Source organism: Pseudomonas sp. MWU16-30317 (assembly GCF_020515695.1).
Classification (GTDB): domain Bacteria; phylum Pseudomonadota; class Gammaproteobacteria; order Pseudomonadales; family Pseudomonadaceae; genus Aquipseudomonas.
The window spans coordinates 110,584-131,126 of record NZ_JAIWJA010000007.1 but is presented as its reverse complement, the minus strand read 5'-3'; the positions used below and the strand labels follow the sequence as shown (position 1 = coordinate 131,126).

Sequence of the window (20,543 nt, the reverse complement as noted above, 5' to 3'; positions counted from 1 at the left end):
GCTTATAGTTAAAACCTGTGTATTCAAGGAGCGGCCATGACCAGTTTCAAGATCGGCTCGCGCGATATCGGCCTGGCGTCAGCGCCTTTTATCATCGCCGAAATGAGCGGCAACCATAACCAGTCGCTGGACACCGCGCTGGCGATTGTCGATGCCGCCGCGCATGCGGGCGCCCATGCGCTCAAATTGCAGACCTACACCGCCGATACCATGACCCTGGACATGGACGAAGGTGAGTTTCGCATCAGCGACCCGGACAGCCTGTGGGCGGATACCTCGCTGTACGCGCTGTACCAGCAGGCGCATACCCCGTGGGAATGGCACGGGCCGATCTTCGCGCGCGCGAAGTCCCACGGCATGTTGGCGTTTTCCTCGCCGTTCGATGAAACCGCCGTGGATTTCCTCGAAAGCCTCGAGGTGCCTGCCTACAAGATCGCCAGCTTCGAGAATACCGACTTGCCACTGATCCGGAGGGTGGCCGCGACCGGCAAGCCGATGATCATCTCCACCGGCATGGCCAGCGTTGCCGAGCTGGATGAAAGCGTGCGTGCGGCGCGGGCAGCGGGCTGTCGTGATCTGTTGCTGCTCAAGTGCACCAGCACCTATCCGGCTCAGCCACTCAATACCCACTTGCGCACGATTCCCCATCTGCGCGAGCTGTTTGGGTGCGAGGTCGGATTGTCGGATCACACCATGGGCGTGGGCGCGGCCGTTGCTGCGGTAGCGTTGGGCGCGACGGTGGTAGAAAAACACTTCACCCTGAGCCGAGCAGCCGGCGGCGTCGATGCCAGCTTCTCGCTGGAACCGGCCGAAATGCACAGCCTGGTGGTCGAAACCGAGCGCGCGTGGCAGGCGTTGGGCCGGGTGCATTACGGCCCGACGACTGCCGAGCAGAAGTCTCTGGTTTACCGCCGTTCGCTCTATGTGGTGCGCGATATGGCCGCTGGCGAGGCGTTCAGTGCCGACAATCTGCGGGCCATTCGACCGGGCCTTGGCCTGCCGCCCAAGCACTTCGACAGCCTGATGGGGCGTCGCGCCCGCCATTCGCTCAAGCGCGGTACGGCGCTGGATTGGCCGATGGTGGACTGACCGCCTCATCCATACAGGGAGATAGCCCATGCAGTTTTTACCCTTGCTGGACGCTGACGCCGACGTTCAGGCGCGTGTGCGGCAGTTGAGGAATCAGCCGGACGTGCGCAGGTACATGTACACCTCCCATGAAATCGGCGAGGTCGAACATCAGGCCTGGCTCGACTCATTGAGGGGCAACGCGCGCCAGTCGGTGTTTGTGGTCATGCTCGACGAGCAGCCCATCGGCATCGTCTCGCTGAACGCTATCAGTGCCACGCAAAAGACCGCCGACTGGGCGTTCTACCTGGACCCGCAGGTGCAGGGCAAGGGCTTTGGCAGCCTCGTGGAATTCTGGCTGCTCGATCATGCTTTCGATGGCGCGGGCCTCGAAAAACTCAATTGCGAAGTGCTGCACAGCAATACGGCGGTCATCGGCATGCATGAGAAGTTCGGCTTTGTACGGGAGGGGGTCCGCCGCCAGAATATCCTCAAGGACGGCAAGCGCCTTGACGTCGTGATGCTGGGTATCACTCGGGATGAGTGGCAAGCCAGGCGGCCGTCGCTCGAGCCTCTGATTCACCGTTTGCAAGGCAAGAGGTCGGCATGAGTCGACTGCGGTTTCCGGCGATTCGCCGACCCCGCGCCTGCACTCGGGAAATTTTCACGGTGGCTATCAATGTCGCGCCTGGCAAGCCGATAAGATAACCGAGATCAACAGCAACGGTAGGCGATAGAGAGCATGCAAACCTGCGTCGACAACCTGATGGAGCAGGGCGCACACGTGTTCGGGGAAATCCTCGACGTGCCTCGCACCCAGGCCCTTTACCAGGCAATGATCAAGGCCCGGGTTTTCGACGCCAGCCTGTTCATGGACGAGGCCGAGTACCTGGCGCAAGAAAACCATTTCAACGCCAACCCTACCAGGACGTTCAACTTCCTCAATCAGTTCGAGTCGCAGCTGCAATTCATCGAGCAGGATCCACGCCTGAGCGCCGTACTCGATGAACTGCTGGGCGATGACTACGAAGTCGTGGTCAAGAAAGCCGTGTGCGGGGTACCCGATGCCTGGCTGCCGGACTGGATACGGGAGAAAATCCGTGACGTCAACGTGGCCAATCTGGGCCCTTATATCAAGAAGCCCATGCGTGACATCACTTATTTTCGCGGCATCGACTTCCACCAGGACATCATCGATTGGCCCCAAGGGCGAGTGGAACTGGACCCTTCCACCTTCATGACGCTGTATGTCTATCTGCATGACGTCACCGAACATGATTCGCCTCTGCACCTGATGCCCGGCAGTCACCGGCTAGGCGCCACGCTGTTCCCCCATCGGCTGCAACACCTGGAAGGCGACCGCTGGCTGTACAGCGATGAGCAGGGCAACAGCTTGCAATGCCGCGACCAGAAGCTGATTGGCGGCCCCGGCTATGTCGGGCTTTGGCACAATTGCGTCCTGCACGGTACTCGGCCGGTGGCCCATGAGTCGGAACGGTTTCGCCTGTCGCTGCGCTACTTGCTGGGCAAGTCCAACGGGAATAGCAAAAGGACCGCTATTGATGACATCAATTGCCTGATCAAGGGCGAGCTGACACCGATCCGCACACGACGCGACCTGGATGAAAAAGGCGTGGCGCAGATCCGTGGCAACATTATCAACAAGGGTTGAGCGCGCGTGATGGCAAATAAAAAAAACCGAACGTTGATCTTTGGCACCGGCGCCGGCGGGGTCAATTTCTATCGCAACAGCCGTGGCAGCCTCGACGTGATCGGGTTTGTGGATAACAACCGTGAAAAACAGGGGCAGGCGCTGTTCGGTAAAGTCATTTACGCGCCTGCACGCCTGAGCGAGCTGGTGTTTGATCAGATCATCATCGCCAGCGATTACTACCAGGAGATTTATCCGCAACTGGTCAATGAACTGGCGATCAGCGCAGATAAAGTCAGCGTTTTCTTTCATCACCAGACCAAGCCAGGTTTATTCCAGCGCCTGCGCTCGCGTCTCGAGCAGTTTGGCTACGTGTTGCTGTGTCGACGTCCGGGGTGGGTCTCCGATCTGCTGTACACGCATATGTTTGCTGCAAACAGCGACGTCAAACGCTTTGCCCTGCAATGGCTCGATGAGGCCGAGGCGAACAAGGTCCATGTGTTTCGCAAGGCCCAGGCGGGCAGCGTGCAGGGGCCACATGACGTCGGGCGAGAAGTGCCGGCCACCGCCATCACCGTGCCTGAAGTGGCGTTGTATCGTTTTGCCGATGGGCAGGTCCGTTCTATTTCGCGCACGGTCATCCTCCCTGCGGGACGCCTGATCAATGAGCGCGTCACCACCGCGATCATCGACAGCGCCGACTACAGCACCGGGCATCTGGTCTTCCATGGCGACGCTTTCGCCTTGGCGCGAGTGGGGACGGCCCCGGAGTACCTGGAGCGCGGGGTGCTGGTAAGCGGCGGTACCGAGACCAACTACTACCATTGGGTGCTGGAGATCCTCAGCCAGCTACAATTCGTGCGCGAGCTGCCCGGCGAATATGACGCTTATCCGCTGTTGATTTCCGAACATAGCCAGAGCATTCCCGCGATCAAGGCCATGTTGGACGCCATGGGCATTACCCGTCCGTTAGTGCTGCTCAAGAGCGTCGCTTCGTACTGCGTCGGGGACCTGTTGATGATCAGTGCGCCGAATAACGGCATCTTCAATTACAAAGGCTCGGCGCATTGCCAGCCCAACTACAATTTTTCCCGGCCTGAATCCATCGGCTTCTTGCGTGAAAAAGGCTTGTCGCTGGCGGCCGAGATTGACCGGACGGCGCTGCCCAAACGAGTGTTTCTGGGGCGCAAGGGGTTTCTGCGGCCTTACAACCAGGCTGAAATCCTGGCATGTCTCGAGCCACTGGGGTTCGAGTGCGTCTACATGGAAGAGCAGGATATCCACCATCAAGTGGCAATCATGGCCAACGCCGATATCATCGTCGGGCCAACGGGCGCGGCGTGGACCAATATCATCTTTGCCTCGCCAGGCGCCAGGGCGCTGTGCTGGATGGCTGAAGAGATCGGCGCGCTGTCGTGCTATTCCAACCTGGCTGACATTGTCGGGGTCGACATGAACTACATCCGCTATCAGGCGAATACGGTGGCTTCTCGCGAGCTTTACTACAAAGGCTATTCGATCGATGCCGAGGCCGTGGTGCGATGGCTGACAATCGGTGAAGTCGATTCCCGTCCTGGACACTCTCGATGAATATTCAGTTTTTGCAGTTGCAGACCCACGGTGACGACCGCGGCTCGTTGATCGCTCTGGAAGAAGGCAAGAACATTCCTTTTCAGGTCAAGCGTGTGTACTACATGTTCGAAACGGGGGAAGGGGTCGAGCGCGGCCATCATGCGCACAAGTCCTTGAAACAGGTCGCGGTCGCGGTGCGCGGCTCGTGCCGTTTCCTGCTCGATGACGGCAAGGAGAAAATCGACTTCCGTCTTGATAACCCTTGCCAAGGCTTGTTGATCGAGTCATTCCTGTGGCGAGTGATGTATGACTTTTCCCCCGATTGTGTGCTGATGGTGCTCGCCGATAGCCTCTATGACGAAGCCGACTATGTGCGCGATTATGCAACGTTCCAAAGCATGGTGAACCTGTGACGACAACGGCAACGACGATTCCCTTCCTTGACCTGCAGGCCATCAATCACGAATACGCGGATGAGTTGAAGGCGGCCTGTGCGCGGGTCATCGATTCGGGTTGGTACTTGATGGGCGAGGAACTGGCTGGCTTCGAGGCCGACTTTTCCGGTTATTGCGGCGTGAGCCACGCAGTGGGGGTCGCCAACGGTCTCGATGCCCTGACGCTGGTGATTCGTGCCTGGAAAGAGCAGGGCAGGCTGCGCGACGGTGATGAGGTGATCGTGCAGCACAACACCTTTATCGCCACCATTGCCGCCATCGCCGAAAACGGCCTGACGCCGGTACTGGTGGATACCGATCTGGCCACTTTCAACCTGGACGTCGGTGCAGTGGCGGCGGCCATTACCGGCAAGACCCGCTTGATTGTGCCGGTGCATCTGTACGGACAACTGGCGCCGATGCCCGAGATAATGGCGCTGGCCCGTCAGCATGGCCTGTTGGTGCTGGAAGATTGCGCCCAGGCTCACGGTGCCAGTTTGCAGGGGCGCAAGGCGGGCAGTTGGGGTGACGCCGGGGCGTTCAGTTTCTATCCGGGCAAGAACCTCGGTGCCTTGGGCGACGCAGGGGCTGTGGTGTGCGGCGACGCGGCACTGGCGACGCTGGTGCGGGCGTTGGGCAACTACGGCTCGCGGATCAAATACCAGCATGAGTACGCGGGGGTGAACAGCCGTCTGGATGAAATCCAGGCGGCTATGTTGCGGGTCAAGCTGGCCCGGCTGGACGCCGACACCGAGCGCCGTCGCGTCATTGCCGAACGTTTCAGCGCGCAGATCCGCAATCCGCTGATCAACGTGCCCAAGGCCACGGACCGTGAGGGCCATGTCTGGCATCTGTTCGTGGTCACTTGCCGCTACCGTGATGCTCTGAAGGAATACCTGACCGGCCACGGCATCCAGACCAACATTCACTACCCGCTGACCATTGCCGAGCACCCGCCATACCGCCAATTGAAGATACCGGCGCGGGCGCAAGAGGCCGCGCAGAACCAGCAGATTCTGTCGATTCCGCTGTACCACACGCTGGGCGACGCGGCGCAGGCGCGACTGATCGATACTCTGAATCGCTTCATGAACGATCGATAGGGGCCCCTCGTGGGCTTCGCCTTGCCGCGCCGTGGCATCCGCCTGCAATTGCTCCTCGTGCATTAAACCTTCGTGCAAAATGTCACAAAATACGACACAGACGTTATATTGGCGTGACCTATGGGTCACGAAGTGCATCCCATTGTCATGTTTTTGTGGGCGTTGAAGTAGCTGCGTGGCCGAATGGCCGACCCTTCGCGCCTTGGCACCGTCGGTTGCTGCCCCTTGTGAGCCGCACGGCGCCGGTATCTGTCGGCCCCTCGATCCATCCGAGGGGTGATATTCAGCGGTTTATTATTGGGAAGCCAGAATGATTGGCATAAAAAGCATAGCGAGTTACGTGCCGAAGGCCGGCGTCGATAACTACGCGCAGGGTGCCAAATTTGCCAAGGACGAAGACTTCATCCTGGGCAAGATCGGTTCGGCGTTCCTGCCACGCAAGGACGCCACGCAAGAAACCTCCGACCTGTGCGTCGAGGCCGTCAACGCCCTGTTCGCGAACAACCCGCAACTCAAGCGCGAGTCCATCGACGCGCTGATCGTCGTCACTCAGAACGGCGACGAAGAAGGCCTGCCGCACACGGCCGCGATCGTCCAGGACAAGCTTGGCTTGCCGACCCACGTCGCCGCGTTCGACATCTCCCTGGGCTGCTCGGGTTATGTCTACGGCCTCTACGCGATGAAAGGCTTCATGGAGGCCGCAGGCCTGAAGAACGGCCTGCTGATCACCGCCGACCCGTATTCGAAAATCGTCGACCCTGAAGACCGCAATACCACCATGCTGTTCGGCGATGCCGCTACGGCCACCTGGATGGGCGAAGATGCTCCCTGGCAGTTGGGCAAGGCCAAATTCGGCACCGACGGCTCCGGCGCGCCGCACCTGAAGGTCAGCGATGGCGTGTTCTTCATGAACGGTCGTCAGGTGTTCAACTTCGCCCTGCTCAAAGTGCCGGCGCATTTGCACGAATTGCTCGATGAGTCGGGTTTCAGTGCTGACGATATCGACGCCTTCTGTATCCACCAGGGCAGCGCCGCGATCGTCGACGCCGTGGCTCGCCGGTTCGAAGCTGCGCCGCCGGAGAAGTTCGTCAAGGACATGCTCGAAACCGGCAACACGGTGTCCTCCAGCGTACCGCTGCTGCTGGAAAAGCACGTGCTTGACTCCAGCTGGAAGCGCGTGGCCCTGAGCGGCTTCGGTGTCGGTCTGTCGTGGGGCTCGGCGATCATCTATCGGCCTTGAGCCACGCTCGCTCCCGCAACGCCGGGAGCCCCGCCAGCCGTGTGTCTGCGCCCAAGGTGAGTTAACCTTGGGCGCAGTCGTTTTCAGGGAACCACAGCACCATGAACGAAACATTCCAGGCTAACGGGGAGGTCCTCCAGCGCCGCTGGCCGGCGCTGTGGGCGCGGCTGCAAGGCGAGGACCTCACGGCCCTGTCGCCGCGGGTCACGGGTTGTGGTTCGACCCTGAGCATTGACGGGGTGCAGTTGACCAGCCGTTACGATCGGGTAGGCGAGGCGCGGTTGCAGGCCGACAGCCTGGCGCTCGACAGTACGGTGGTGCATCTGTACGGGACGGCTCTGGGCGATCTGCAGGGGGTCTTGCTCGAGCGTCCAGCGCTGCGGACCTTGCAGGTGTACATCGTCAACAGCGCGCTGTTCGTGATGGTTCTGGGCTTGCTCGACCAGCGCCTGTGGCTCGGCGATCCGCGGGTCGAGCTGAGCCTGGCGGGGGAGCAAGTCGAGATGGCCTTGCCGTTCTTCGCCCTGCCTGGCGAAATGGTGCTGGCCGATGATTTCAATGCACGTATGCGCGATCGCCTCGTGAGCGAGACCCACCTGGCCTTCAACAACCGCCACTTTGCGGCCGCGCAACCGCATTTGCTTCAGCGCCTGCAAGAGACCGAAACACTAGTACGCAGCGACCCCGATGTGGCCCGGTTGTTCGATACCCTGCAGGGGCGCGAGGTGCTGGTGATTGCCACCGGGCCGAGCCTCGAACAGCATTTCGCGGCGCTCAAGGCGATTGCAGCACGGGCCGAGCGGCCGTTGATCATCTGCGTCGACACGGCGTACCGGCCGCTGCGCAAACAGGGCATCGTCCCCGACCTGGTGGTCAGCGTCGATCAGTTGATCAGCGAGCGCTATCTGCCGCCAGACGACTCCCAGGCGGTGACGCTGGTGTACCTGCCGCTGGTGCCGGCGGATGTCCTGCAGCGCTGGCAGGGCCCACGCTATGCAGGCTATTCCGCCAGCCCGCTGTTCGACGCGATGCGCCAGCGCCTGCCTCGCGGCAGCTTGCATACCGCAGGCAGCGTGTTGCATCCGGCCGTGGACCTGGCGGTGAAGATGGGCGCCCGACGGATCACCCTGTTCGGCGCCGACTTTGCCTTTCCCCATGACAAGACCCACGCCGGCTGGCTCGACAGCGAACTGGGCCCGTCGGTGAAGGCCGCGCGTTACTGGTTGCACGACGGCCACGGCCAGCGGGTCAAGACCCAGCTCAACTTTCGCAGTTACCTGCTGGAGCTGGAGCGCTTCATCGCCCGTCATCCGCAGGTGCAGTTCTTCAATACCAGTCGGGACGGCGCGCTGATCGCCGGGACGCACTACCACCCGGAGTTCGTGGCATGAGTGTCGATCTCGCCTTTGAGCATCAGGTACGCGAGTGTGCAGCACTGTTTCGCCTTGGGCGCGATGTGGAAGCGGCGCTGCGGATGGTTGAAATCTTCGACGGTTTGATCAAAGCGCTGGTGGGCTGCCCGCCTGACGTGGCCCGGCAATGCCCCGTGGTGTTGAATGCATTATTACAGGCACAAGAGCGTCAAGATTGGTTGGGACTGGCCGATACCTTGGAAGTAGATCTGCTGCAACTGTTGGCGCAGGAAGAGGCGTAAGCCTCGGAGTGTGACGCGGTTCACAGGGCAACGGATCGTCGTGAAAGTTTTTTTGGCGTCAAAGTTTGTTCGGGGCCTTGATTTACACGGGTTCTGGCAAAAACGGCAAAAAAACTTTGAAAAAGGGCTCAAGCAAACGCCCACCACGACGATAACTATTACGAAGGTTCTCTAGGCCACACCGGCTGTAGCCAGGGCCGGACCAGTACCCAAACCACGAGGAATTCATTATGTTAGGCGTAAACACCAACGTTGCATCTTTGGCCGTTCAAAACAACCTGAACAAAGCTTCCGATGCTCTGACCACCTCCATGACTCGTCTGTCTTCTGGCCTGAAAATCAACAGCGCAAAAGATGACGCCGCCGGCCTGCAGATCGCTACCAAGGAAACTAGCCAGATTCGTGGCCAGACCGTAGCAATCAAGAACGCCAACGACGGTATCTCGATGGCTCAGACCGCTGAAGGCGCTCTGCAAGAATCGACTTCGATCCTGCAGCGTATGCGTGAACTGGCCGTGCAGTCTGCGAACGACTCGAACAGCTCCAGCGACCGCGTTGCACTGAACGCTGAATTCACCCAGATGTCGGCTGAATTGACCCGTATCTCGTCGTCGACCAACCTCAACGGCAAAAACCTGCTGGACGGTTCGGCTGGCACCATGAACCTGCAAGTCGGTTCGAACACCGGTTCGGCCAACACCATTACCTTGACCCTGAGCACCAGCTTCGACGCCAACACCCTGGGTGTCGGCAGCAGCATCTCGATCACTGGTACTGGCGGTACTACTGGTAGTGCTCCAGCGAACACCTCCGCTGCGATCACCGCTATCGACGCCGCTCTGCAGACCATCAACTCCACTCGTGCAAACCTGGGTGCTTCGCAAAACCGTCTGACCAGCACCATCTCCAACTTGCAAAACGTGAACCAGAACGCAACTGCTGCACTGGGTCGTATTCAGGACACCGACTTCGCTTCGGAAACTGCTAACCTGACCAAACAGCAAACTCTGCAGCAAGCTTCTACCGCAGTACTGGCACAGGCTAACCAACTGCCATCCGCTGTACTGAAACTGCTCCAGTAAGACTGTTTAAAGCTTAGGCTTCGGCGGGAGAGGGCGCTCAGCGTGCTCTCTCGCTTTTTTTCTTTTGGAGGTCCTGCAAATGGACGTGAACGTCAAGCTCAATACTGCTTATACACCAGCGACACAGCCTTCGAGCGAAACCACCGGTACGGCCGACAAGCTTGTATCGACTGTCGTCACTGGGGCCTCTACCGACTCCGCGGATCCGTCCGTGAACGCTGCGAATGTTCAGTCTGCCGTCAAGGCGATCGACCAGTACATCAAGGCTTCCGAGCGTGACCTGGAGTTTTCTATTGATCAGGTGCATGGCATTGCGATCGTCAAGGTGGTGTCCACCGAGACGGGCGAGGTCATTCGTCAGATGCCGACTGAAGAAGCGCTCAAGCTGGCCGATAACATGAGCAAGCAAGGTAGCGTGCTGTTCAACGGCAAAGTCTGAGAACTGGCACGCAAAGTGTTTTCACGCTGATACGCAGGCGTGCGCAGGTCAAAAGACCGGCGATAATTCTAGGAGATCCACATGACGAGTCCTATTACCACATCCACGGGCCTGGGCTCGGGTCTGGATATCAACTCGATCGTGTCCGCTCTTGTCGACTCGGACAAGCTGGCGGCGCAGACGCAGATCACGACTGGCACCACACAGAACACCGCGAGCATTTCGGCTGTCGGCACGCTCAAGAGTGCCATGGCTGCGTATCAAACCGCTTTGACCACCCTGGGCAGTACCACTACTCCGGCTTTCAACGCGTTTGCCGCGACGTCATCGAGCAGCACAATTACTGCGACGGCGGACAACACTGCCGTGGCCGGTAGTTACAGCATTGAAGTGTCAAAGCTGGCGACCGCATCGAAAATAGCCAGCGCGTCGTTCTCTGGCGGTTCAGCCAGTGCTATTTCGAGTGGTACCTTGCAGATCAGTCAAAATGGCACTAACTACAGCGTGGCGGTCGGTTCCGGCGCAACTCTGCAGACGGTGCGTGACTCGATCAACAGCTCGCTGCAGTCCAAAGGCATTACTGCCAACATCATCACCGACACCAGTGGTTCGCGGTTGGTATTGACCTCCTCGACCACGGGGGCGGGCAACAACCTGACCATGAGCGGGATCCCCGAGCTGGCGGTCGATGGCACCACTGCGTTCTCCAGTTCCAGCTCGGCGGGTGGATACATCACTCAGGGCGGGGACGCCACGCTGACGGTCGATGGCTTGTCCGTGACCAGCTCCAGCAATACCGTCAGCAGTGCGATCGGCGGCATCAGCATGACGTTGACGGCAACCAACGTCGGCAATCCGGCGACCGTTACCGTGGCCACCAACACCTCCGGGCTGCAATCCTCGCTTCAGTCGTTTGTGACCGCCTACAACACGCTGCTCACGGCGGTGAATTCGCTGACGGCCACCACGACCGACACTGACGGCAACGTAGTCAGTGGTGCGTTGACAGGCGATTCGCTCCCGCGCTCGTTGAAGGCCGCGTTGAGCAGTGTGCTGACGACGCCTAGTACGACTTCAGGGAGCCTGACGGTGCTGTCGCAGCTGGGTATCACCACTGACTTCACCACCGGCCAGCTGAAATTCGACAGCACCGCGTTCAGCACTGCCATGACCGATAAGGGGCTGGGCAGCAAGGTGCAGGCGATGTTCTCCGGTACCAACGGTGTGGTTGCAAAAATGACCGCGGTATTGACTCCGTATACGCAGACGGGAGGCATTCTTGATCAGCGCAGCACTCAGCTGAACAAGACCAAGTCGGACCTGGCCGACAAGCAGACCGCATTGGACCTGCACGTCGAATCGTTCACGGCAACCCTCACGGCCAAGTACAACGCCATGGACACCCTGGTAGGTCAGATGAAAGCGCAGGCCACCAGCATCACGTCGTTCTTCGATAGCTTGAACGCTTCGAAATCCTGATGTCGTTCAGCAAAAGCCCGGCCATGTGCAGACATGTGCCGGGCTTTTGACTTTTTGGCTAAAGTATTGTCGCTTTGCGTCGATACAGAGAATATACAAGTCACTTCAGTTGTGGTGAGGCAAGCAAATGAACCCGATGCGAGCTCTTCGGCAATACCAGAACGTCACTGCTCAGGCGCAGACTTCCGAGGCCAGTCCTCATCGTCTGGTGCAAATGTTGATGCAAGGCGTGCTCGATCGCCTGGCCCAGGCCAAAGGCGCCATCGCACGCAAGGATGTGCCCGGCAAAGGCCTGGCGATCACTCGTGCCGTCGCCCTGATCGGCGGCCTGCGTGAAGGCCTGGACATGACCAACTCGGCCCAGCAAGTGGCCCGTGTCGATAGCCTCTACACCTACATGATGACGCGCTTGACTGAAGCCAATATCAAGACCGATCCCAAGATCATCGACGAAGTCGCTGGCCTGATGATCACGGTCAAGGAAGGTTGGGATGCCATCGCTCCTGTCGCATAGTCCGGTGTTCAAGATGCCTGACAGTCCGCAAGCCCCTGAGGTCTCCGCCATGTCGGTTGCAATGCAGCGTATCGAAGAAACCCGCGAAGCGATGGAGGGCGCGCTGGAGCGTCGTGACTGGTCGACTATCGCCCAGCTTGATCTCGCGTGCCGCGATTGCGTCGACGCGTTGACGGGGGCACCCGACCTCAAGGCGCATGAGGGTGAAATACGTAACAGTCTGGAAAAACTGCTTTTTGTCTACAAAACCGTGATCGACGCCGCGACGGGCGAACGTCAAGCCTTGTTTGACGAGGTCATGCAGATTCGCCAAGCGAACAACGCGGCGAAGGTATACCATTTGTTCGGCTAGTCGTGTTTGAAAGTGGGTACTAAAGTCGCCATAAATTTGACTATGACCATTTTTTTGACTTTACTAGTGGCTGTTGGCAAGGTTCAGTCGTCAAAGAGCTGAACCGGCCTCCAAATACGTCGAGCTAGCCCCTTCTGGGCGTCGAGTTGACTAGGGAAGTTGCTATTGCATGTGGCGTGAAACCAAAATCCTGCTGATCGATGACGATAACGTCCGTCGGCGCGACCTCGCGGTCATTCTTAATTTCCTCGGCGAAGACAACCTGTCCTGCTCCAGTCAGGATTGGCAGCACTCGGTCGAAGGGCTGGGCTCCAGTCGTGAGGTCCTGTGCGTACTGATCGGCGCAGTGACTGCTCCGGGCGGCTTGCAGGCCCTGGTCAAGACCTTGGGCACGTGGGATGAATTCCTCCCGGTGCTCCTGCTGTCGGATGTCTCGCCGGCCGAATTGCCTGACGACCAGCGTCGCCGCGTCCTCTCCAGCCTTGAAATGCCGCCCAGCTACAGCAAGCTGCTGGACTCCCTGCATCGCGCCCAGGTCTATCGCGAGATGTACGACCAGGCCCGTGAGCGTGGACGTCAGCGCGAGCCCAATCTGTTCCGCAGCCTGGTCGGCACCAGCCGTGCCATCCAGCATGTACGGCAGATGATGCAGCAAGTGGCCGATACCGACGCCAGCGTGCTGATCCTCGGCGAGTCCGGTACCGGCAAGGAAGTGGTCGCGCGCAACTTGCACTACCATTCCAAGCGCCGCGACGCGCCATTCGTGCCGGTCAACTGCGGGGCGATCCCGGCAGAGCTGCTCGAGAGCGAACTGTTCGGCCACGAGAAGGGCGCATTCACCGGCGCCATCACCAGCCGCGCCGGGCGGTTCGAGCTGGCCAACGGCGGGACGCTGTTCCTCGACGAGATTGGCGATATGCCGCTGCCGATGCAGGTCAAGCTGCTGCGTGTACTGCAGGAGCGTACCTTCGAGCGTGTAGGCAGCAACAAGACCCAGAGCATCGATGTACGGATCATTGCCGCGACCCACAAGAACCTCGAGAGCATGATCGAGGTCGGGACCTTCCGCGAAGACTTGTATTACCGTCTCAACGTATTCCCCATCGAGATGGCCCCGTTGCGCGAGCGCGTCGAGGACATCCCGTTGCTGATGAACGAACTGATCTCGCGCATGGAACACGAAAAGCGCGGTTCGATTCGCTTCAACTCTGCGGCGATCATGTCGCTGTGCCGTCATGGCTGGCCGGGCAATGTCCGTGAACTGGCCAACCTGGTGGAACGCATGGCGATCATGCATCCCTATGGTGTGATCGGCGTTGCCGAGTTGCCGAAGAAATTCCGCTACGTCGACGACGAAGACGAGCAACTCGTCGACAGCCTGCGCAGCGACCTCGAAGAACGCGTGGCCATCAACGGTCACACCCCGGACTTCGCCTCCAGCGCCATGCTGCCGCCTGAAGGCCTGGACCTCAAGGACTACCTCGGTGGCCTCGAGCAAGGTCTGATCCAGCAAGCGCTGGACGACGCTAATGGCATCGTTGCCCGGGCTGCCGAACGCTTGCGTATCCGCCGTACCACATTGGTGGAAAAAATGCGCAAATACGGCATGAGTCGCGGTAACGGTGAAGGCGACGATCAGTCGGAGGATTGACGCCAGACTTGCAGACCACCGGTAGCGATAGCGGACCGGTGGTCATGCAAGGTTTTATTGCCCCTCTCCAACGCCTTTCTGGCGCCCCTACAAGTACCTGATTTCATTGGGAATTTCTACTTTGTAAGCTGTTTGATGCAAAGCAGTTTGCGAACCCTGTCACAGTCCAAATGTTCCGGCACGGCTATTGCTATGTCTCAAGGACGATACCGTTTTTGACGGTGAGCCCACATGAGAGAGCAAGATGTCCCAGGCCGCCCCCATGTCTTCGATCCCGCCAGCTGGCTTCACAGCCACCGCCATTCCTGACCCGCAGGCTGCCGAACGGCCTAGCCTGGAGCAGGCGTTTGCGCTGTTCAACCAGGTGTCCAGCCAGCTCAGCGAGTCCTACAGCCTGCTCGAAACCCGGGTCGCTGAACTCAAGGGCGAGCTGGCGGTGGTGAGTGCTCAGCGCATGGCCGAACTGGCGGAGAAAGAAGTCATCGCCAACCGCTTGCAGAGTCTGCTTAACCTGCTGCCGGGGGGCGTGATCGTCATTGATTCCCACGGCCAGGTACGCGAGGCCAACCCGGCGGCGGCCGACTTGCTAGGGGAGCCTCTGGAGGGCGAATTGTGGCGCAATGTGATCAGTCGCTGCTTCTCGCCACGCGAGGATGACGGTCACGAGATATCCCTCAAGGATGGTCGGCGGCTGTCGATCGCCACCCGTTCGCTGGACGCCGAACCGGGTCAGTTGGTGCTGCTCAACGACCTGACGGAAACCCGCCGCCTGCAGGGCGAACTGGCCCGCCACGAGCGGCTGTCCTCGCTGGGGCGCATGGTCGCATCACTCGCGCACCAGATCCGCACGCCGCTGTCGGCGGCACTGCTGTACGCCAGCCACCTCACCGAACAGATCCTGCCGGCCGAGACCCAGCAGCGCTTTGCCGGGCGACTCAAGGAGCGCCTGCACGAACTCGAGCACCAGGTGCGTGACATGTTGGTGTTCGCCCGTGGCGAGCTGCCGCTCAACGATCGTTTGACGCCGGACGCGCTGTTCGACGCGTTGCGAGAGGCCGCTCATGTTCAGCTCGAGGGCCAGCAGGTACGTTGGCAGTGCGATATTGTGCAGGGCGAGCTGCTGTGCAACCGCGATACGCTGGTCGGCACCGTGCTCAACCTGATCGAAAACGCGGTGCAGGCCAGTGGCGGCCAGGCGCGGATCAAGGTGCACCTGTATCGACGCGCCAATACCTTGCGCCTGTGCGTCACCGACAGCGGTAGCGGCATCGATGCAAAGACCCTGGCGCGTCTGGGCGAACCCTTCTTTACTACCAAGACGACTGGCACCGGCCTCGGGCTGGCAGTCGTCAAGGCCGTGGCGCGTGCGCACCAGGGCGAGTTGCAACTGCGCTCGCGTCCTGGCCGCGGCACCCGCGCCATGGTGACGCTGCCGCTGTTCGCCACTCAGGAGTAAGGTCGATGCAAGCCACAGGCCAGAGAGAAATCAAGGTATTGCTGGTCGAGGATGACCGCGCCCTGCGCGAAGCCCTCGGCGATACCCTCGAACTGGGCGGCTGCGCCTACCGCGCCGTGAGCTGCGCAGAGGACGCCTTGCAGGCGGTGACCGGCGAAGCGTTCGGGTTGGTGATCAGCGATGTCAACATGCCCGGCATGGATGGCCATCAACTGTTGGCACGTCTGCGTGCCTTGCAGCCGCAATTGCCGGTACTGTTGATGACGGCCCATGGCGCCGTCGAGCGTGCGGTCGACGCCATGCGCCAAGGGGCGGCGGATTATCTGGTCAAGCCGTTCGAGCCTCGCACATTGCTCGATCTGGTGGCGCGCCACGCCTTGGGCAGCGTGCAGAATAACGACGGTGACGGTCCGGTGGCGCAAGAGCCGGCCAGCGCACAATTGCTCGAACTGGCAGCACGCGTTGCCCGCAGCGATTCGACCGTGTTGATTTCCGGCGAATCCGGCACCGGCAAGGAAGTGCTGGCCCGCTACATTCATCTACAATCGGGGCGCGCCACTCAGCCATTTGTAGCGATCAACTGTGCAGCCATCCCCGATAACATGCTCGAGGCCACCTTGTTCGGCCACGAGAAAGGTTCGTTCACGGGCGCCATCGCTGCCCAGGCGGGCAAATTCGAGCAAGCGGACGGCGGTACCCTGTTGCTCGACGAGATTTCCGAAATGCCCTTGGGCCTGCAAGCCAAGCTGCTGCGGGTGCTGCAAGAGCGGGAAGTGGAACGAGTGGGTGGGCGCAAGCCGATTACCCTCGACATCCGTGTGATCGCCACCACCAACCGTGATCTGGCCGGGGAAGTGGCGGCCGGGCGTTTTCGCGAAGACCTCTACTATCGTCTGTCGGTTTTCCCCTTGGCGTGGAAGCCCTTGCGCGAGCGGACCGCCGATATTTTGCCACTGGCCGAGCGGCTGCTGGCCAAGCACGTCAATAAAATGAAGCATGCGCCCGTGCGGCTGTGCGAGGACGCTGAAGACTGCCTGGTCAGTTACGCCTGGCCCGGTAATGTGCGCGAACTGGACAACGCCATTCAACGTGCGCTGATCCTGCAGCAGGGCGGGGTGATCCGGGCTGAGGACTTCTGCCTGGCCGGGCCTATCGGCAGTGTTCACCTGCCGCCGGTCGGGGCCCCTGCCTTGTTGCGCGCTCCCAATGTTTCAATCCCGACAAGCAAGGCGGAAGATGAACCTCAGGCCGTCAGCGGCCTGGGTGACGATCTGCGGCGACGCGAATTCGAGGTCATCATCGATACCCTGCGCACCGAACGCGGACGGCGCAAGGAGGCGGCCGAGCGCCTGGGTATCAGCCCCCGTACCTTGCGTTACAAACTGGCGCAGATGCGCGACGCGGGCATGGACGTCGAGGCGTTTTTGTTCGCTAGCTAACGATTCGTATCGAATTTGTATCGCTGTTCTGGAGAGCTGGCACCCTTGTTGCTACCTCTACTGACAGACGCTGTACCAGTGTCAAAAAATTGCGGACCGGCAAAGAGAGATGTCCATGAGCCAAGGTATTGAATTCAACCGTTTGATGATGGACATGCGTGCCATGCAGGCCGAAGCCATGGGTTCGTCGGCCAAGGCTGCGACGGCTGTGCCGGAAGTCAGTGGCAGCAGCTTCGCCGATCTGCTCGGCAATGCCGTGGGCAAGGTCAACGAAACGCAGCAAGCTTCGAATCAGCTGTCCAACGCCTTCGAGATCGGCAAGAGCGGTGTGGACATCACCGACGTCATGATTTCGTCGCAGAAAGCCCAGGTTTCCTTCCAGGCGCTCACGCAAGTGCGCAACAAACTGGTCCAAGCTTACCAAGACATCATGCAGATGCCGGTCTGAGGACGAATTGAGTCATGGCTGAAGCAGTGGATAACGTACCGGCAAAAGCAGGCGGCGCAGGGGGCAAGAGTTCCCTGCCGGGCCTGAATTTCCTGGATAACATCACCAAGATGCCGGTGCTCCGGCAGGTCGGCCTGTTGGTCGGGCTGGCTGCCAGTGTGGCCATCGGTTTTGCCGTGGTCCTGTGGTCGCAACAGCCGGATTATCGTCCGCTGGTTGGCAGTCTGGCGGGTATGGACACCAAGCAGGTGATGGACACCCTGGCTACCGCCAATATCAGCTACAACATCGAGCCGACCTCGGGTGCCTTGCTGGTCAAGGCCGAGGACCTGTCCCGAGCACGTCTGGCGCTGGCGTCCGCCGGCGTAGTACAGGGCGATGGCAACGTCGGTTTCGAAATTCTCGACAAGGACCAGGGCCTGGGCACCAGCCAGTTCATGGAGGCGACGCGTTACCGTCGCGGCCTCGAAGGCGAATTGGCGCGCACCATTTCCAGCCTCAACGGCATCCGCGCCGCACGCGTGCACCTGGCGATTCCGAAAAGCTCGGTGTTCGTGCGTGACGAGCGCAAGCCGACCGCCTCGGTATTGGTGGAGATGTACGGCGGCCGCACCCTCGATCCTGGTCAGGTGATGGCGATCGTCAATCTGGTCGCTACCAGCATCCCTGAAATGGACAAGTCCGGCGTGACTGTGGTCGATCAGAAGGGCAACCTGTTGTCCGACCAAGGCGGCAGCTCCGAGTTGGCCATGGCCGGCAAGCAATTCGACTATACCCGGCGTATGGAAGGCATGTTGACCCAGCGTGTGCAGAGCATTCTGGCGCCGGTATTGGGCAACGATCGCTACAAGGCGGAAGTCTCGGCCATGGTCGACTTCAGCGCCGTGGAATCGACCTCCGAACAGTTCAACCCCGATCAACCGGCACTGCGCAGCGAGCAATCGACCACCGAGCAGCGTTCCAGCAGCAGCGGCCCATCGGGTGTGCCGGGAGCCTTGAGCAACCAGCCGCCGGCCCCTGCGACTGCTCCGCAAACCACGGCAGGCGGGGCGGCGGGCGCTGCCACGGCGATTCAGCCTGGGCAACCGCTGGTGGACGCCAACGGCCAGCAGATCATGGACCCGGCCACAGGCCAGCCGATGCTCGCGCCGTATCCGGCCGACAAGCGTCAGCAGTCGACCAAGAACTTCGAGCTCGACCGTTCCATCAGCCACACCCGTCAGCAGCAGGGTCGCTTGCAGCGCCTGTCGGTGGCGGTGGTGGTGGACGATCAGGCCAAGGTCAACGCCGCCAATGGCGAAGTCACTCACACGCCGTGGAGCGCCGAAGATCTGGCGCGCTTTACACGCCTGGTGCAAGACGCGGTGGGTTTCGATGCCAGCCGTGGCGACAGCGTGACGGTGATCAACTCGGCATTCGCACCCGATACCGGTGAAGTGATCCCGAGCATTCCGTTCTACTCGCAGCCCTGGTTCTGGGATGTGGTCAAGCAGGCCCTGGGTGTGCTGTTCATCCTGGTGCTGGTGTTCGGCGTACTGCGCCCGGTGCTCAACAACATCACCGGTGGTGGCAAGGGCGGCAAGGGCCTGGCGGCCTCCGGTGGTGACGGCGCGATGATGGGCGCCGGCATGGCCGGTGGCGGCTTTGCGGGTGGCATGATGGGTGATGTGGCCGACGATCGCGTCAGCCTTGGCGGGCCGCAGAGCATCTTGCTACCAAGCCCTAGCGAAGGTTATGACGCGCAGTTGAATGCAATCAAAAGTCTGGTGGCTGAAGATCCGGGCCGTGTGGCCCAGGTCGTGAAAGAGTGGATTAACGCCGATGAGTAGCAATCAGGCCATAGTTGCCCCCAAACTGACCAAGGTCGACAAGGCCGCCATTCTCCTCCTTTCGCTGGGTGAAACCGACGCGGCCCAAGTGTTGCGGCACATGGGCCCGAAGGAAGTGCAACGAGTGGGCGTGGCCATGGCGCAGATGCGCAACGTGCACCGCGAACAGGTCGAGCAGGTGATGACCGAGTTCGTCGCCAGCGTGGGCGACCAGACCAGCCTCGGCGTCGGCTCGGACACCTACATCCGCAAGATGCTCACCTCGGCATTGGGCGAAGACAAGGCCAACGGTCTGATCGACCGCATCCTGCTGGGTGGCAACACCAGCGGCCTGGACAGCCTCAAGTGGATGGAGCCGCGTGCCGTGGCCGACGTCATCCGTTTCGAGCACCCACAGATTCAAGCCATCGTGGTCGCGTATCTCGACCCTGATCAGGCGGGCGAGGTGCTCGGGCACTTCGACCACAAGGTGCGCCTGGATATCATCCTGCGGGTGTCGTCGCTCAACACTGTGCAACCTGCGGCCTTGAAAGAACTCAACACGATCCTCGAGAAGCAGTTCGCCGGCAACTCGACCACGTCCCGGACCACGCTGGGTGGTATCAAGCGCGCAGCCGATATCATGAACTTCCTCGACAGTTCGGTCGAAGGCCAGCTCATGGATTCGATCCGCGAAGTGGACGAGGATCTGTCCGGTCAGATCGAAGACCTGATGTTCGTCTTCAACAACCTCAAGGACGTCGACGACCGCGGCATCCAGGCGCTGCTGCGCGAAGTGTCTTCGGACGTACTGGTGGTGGCGCTCAAGGGTGCCGACGACGGGGTCAAGGAAAAGATCTTCAAGAACATGTCCAAGCGTGCCTCGGAACTGCTGCGCGACGACCTCGAGGCCAAAGGCCCGGTACGCGTCAGCGACGTCGAAACCGCGCAGAAGGAAATCCTCACCATCGCCCGCCGTATGGCCGAAGCCGGCGAGATCGTGCTGGGTGGCAAAGGCGGCGAGGAAATGATCTGATCGGTGGCTCCACCGTTGTGGAAGCGGGCTTGCGCGTCCGGCGGCGAAGCGCTCAAAAGGCCTGCGGCCCTGGCCGCCGGACGCGCAAGTCCGCTCCCACAGGTTTCGCTTTCATCG

20 protein-coding genes are annotated in these 20,543 nt (G+C 60.5%); all 20 read left to right on the top strand.

Annotated elements, in window-relative coordinates; all coding sequences use genetic code 11:
- Positions 1-36: 36 nt before the first annotated feature.
- Positions 37-1,089 (top strand): pseudaminic acid synthase, encoded by a 1,053-nt coding sequence (pseI, locus tag LIX93_RS19830; RefSeq protein WP_226505762.1) that lies wholly within the window; start codon positions 37-39, stop codon positions 1,087-1,089.
- A 28-nt stretch (positions 1,090-1,117) separates the two neighbouring features.
- Positions 1,118-1,678 carry a UDP-4-amino-4,6-dideoxy-N-acetyl-beta-L-altrosamine N-acetyltransferase gene (gene pseH / locus LIX93_RS19825; RefSeq protein ID WP_226505761.1) on the top strand — a complete coding sequence of 187 codons (561 nt, stop codon included), beginning with the start codon at positions 1,118-1,120 and terminating at the stop codon, positions 1,676-1,678.
- Positions 1,679-1,810: 132 nt separating this feature from the next.
- Positions 1,811-2,740, top strand: coding sequence for a phytanoyl-CoA dioxygenase family protein (locus tag LIX93_RS19820; protein WP_226505760.1), 930 nt, complete (start codon positions 1,811-1,813; stop codon positions 2,738-2,740).
- A 9-nt stretch (positions 2,741-2,749) separates the two neighbouring features.
- Positions 2,750-4,309, top strand: coding sequence for a glycosyltransferase family 61 protein (locus tag LIX93_RS19815; RefSeq protein ID WP_226505759.1), 1,560 nt, complete (start codon positions 2,750-2,752; stop codon positions 4,307-4,309).
- The gene (locus tag LIX93_RS19810) at positions 4,306-4,704 is read left to right on the top strand and encodes an FdtA/QdtA family cupin domain-containing protein (protein ID WP_226505758.1); all 399 of its coding nucleotides are present in this window, start codon (positions 4,306-4,308) and stop codon (positions 4,702-4,704) included. Before LIX93_RS19815 ends, LIX93_RS19810 begins: the two co-directional genes overlap by 4 nt.
- Positions 4,701-5,828: a DegT/DnrJ/EryC1/StrS family aminotransferase gene (locus LIX93_RS19805; RefSeq protein WP_226505757.1), complete on the top strand. Its 1,128-nt coding sequence runs from the start codon at positions 4,701-4,703 to the stop codon at positions 5,826-5,828. The genes LIX93_RS19810 and LIX93_RS19805 overlap by 4 nt, the downstream gene beginning before the upstream one ends.
- Before the next feature lie 310 nt (positions 5,829-6,138).
- Entirely contained in the window at positions 6,139-7,068 is a 930-nt protein-coding gene (locus LIX93_RS19800) for a ketoacyl-ACP synthase III (protein ID WP_226505756.1), read from the top strand.
- Between the two features lie 101 nt (positions 7,069-7,169).
- Positions 7,170-8,459, top strand: a complete 1,290-nt coding sequence (locus tag LIX93_RS19795; protein WP_226505755.1) for a 6-hydroxymethylpterin diphosphokinase MptE-like protein — start codon at positions 7,170-7,172, stop codon at positions 8,457-8,459.
- Positions 8,456-8,722, top strand: a complete 267-nt coding sequence (locus LIX93_RS19790; RefSeq protein WP_226505754.1) for a hypothetical protein — start codon at positions 8,456-8,458, stop codon at positions 8,720-8,722. Before LIX93_RS19795 ends, LIX93_RS19790 begins: the two co-directional genes overlap by 4 nt.
- 227 nt (positions 8,723-8,949) lie before the next feature.
- Positions 8,950-9,804: a flagellin domain-containing protein gene (locus LIX93_RS19785; RefSeq protein ID WP_226505975.1), complete on the top strand. Its 855-nt coding sequence runs from the start codon at positions 8,950-8,952 to the stop codon at positions 9,802-9,804.
- Between the two features lie 79 nt (positions 9,805-9,883).
- Positions 9,884-10,243 carry a flagellar protein FlaG gene (locus LIX93_RS19780; RefSeq protein ID WP_226505753.1) on the top strand — a complete coding sequence of 120 codons (360 nt, stop codon included), beginning with the start codon at positions 9,884-9,886 and terminating at the stop codon, positions 10,241-10,243.
- 81 nt (positions 10,244-10,324) lie between these two features.
- Positions 10,325-11,722, top strand: coding sequence for a flagellar filament capping protein FliD (fliD, locus tag LIX93_RS19775; RefSeq protein ID WP_226505752.1), 1,398 nt, complete (start codon positions 10,325-10,327; stop codon positions 11,720-11,722).
- A 127-nt stretch (positions 11,723-11,849) separates the two neighbouring features.
- A complete protein-coding gene (fliS, locus tag LIX93_RS19770; protein WP_226505751.1) occupies positions 11,850-12,236 on the top strand; it encodes a flagellar export chaperone FliS in 387 nt (128 codons plus the stop codon).
- A gap of 49 nt (positions 12,237-12,285) precedes the next feature.
- Positions 12,286-12,588 carry a flagellar protein FliT gene (locus LIX93_RS19765; RefSeq protein WP_226505974.1) on the top strand — a complete coding sequence of 101 codons (303 nt, stop codon included), beginning with the start codon at positions 12,286-12,288 and terminating at the stop codon, positions 12,586-12,588.
- 169 nt (positions 12,589-12,757) lie between these two features.
- On the top strand, positions 12,758-14,239 hold the full coding sequence (locus LIX93_RS19760) for a sigma-54 dependent transcriptional regulator (RefSeq protein WP_226505750.1): 1,482 nt from the start codon (positions 12,758-12,760) through the stop codon (positions 14,237-14,239).
- Positions 14,240-14,483: 244 nt separating this feature from the next.
- The gene (locus tag LIX93_RS19755) at positions 14,484-15,695 is read left to right on the top strand and encodes an ATP-binding protein (RefSeq protein WP_226505749.1); all 1,212 of its coding nucleotides are present in this window, start codon (positions 14,484-14,486) and stop codon (positions 15,693-15,695) included.
- Positions 15,696-15,700: 5 nt separating this feature from the next.
- Positions 15,701-17,134, top strand: a complete 1,434-nt coding sequence (locus tag LIX93_RS19750; protein WP_226505748.1) for a sigma-54 dependent transcriptional regulator — start codon at positions 15,701-15,703, stop codon at positions 17,132-17,134.
- A 115-nt stretch (positions 17,135-17,249) separates the two neighbouring features.
- Positions 17,250-17,582, top strand: a complete 333-nt coding sequence (fliE, locus tag LIX93_RS19745) for a flagellar hook-basal body complex protein FliE (protein ID WP_226505747.1) — start codon at positions 17,250-17,252, stop codon at positions 17,580-17,582.
- Between the two features lie 14 nt (positions 17,583-17,596).
- Positions 17,597-19,411, top strand: coding sequence for a flagellar basal-body MS-ring/collar protein FliF (fliF, locus tag LIX93_RS19740; protein WP_226505746.1), 1,815 nt, complete (start codon positions 17,597-17,599; stop codon positions 19,409-19,411).
- Complete coding sequence (gene fliG, locus LIX93_RS19735) at positions 19,404-20,426, top strand: flagellar motor switch protein FliG (RefSeq protein ID WP_226505745.1); 1,023 nt, start codon at positions 19,404-19,406, stop codon at positions 20,424-20,426. Before fliF ends, fliG begins: the two co-directional genes overlap by 8 nt.
- Positions 20,427-20,543 lie beyond the last annotated feature (117 nt).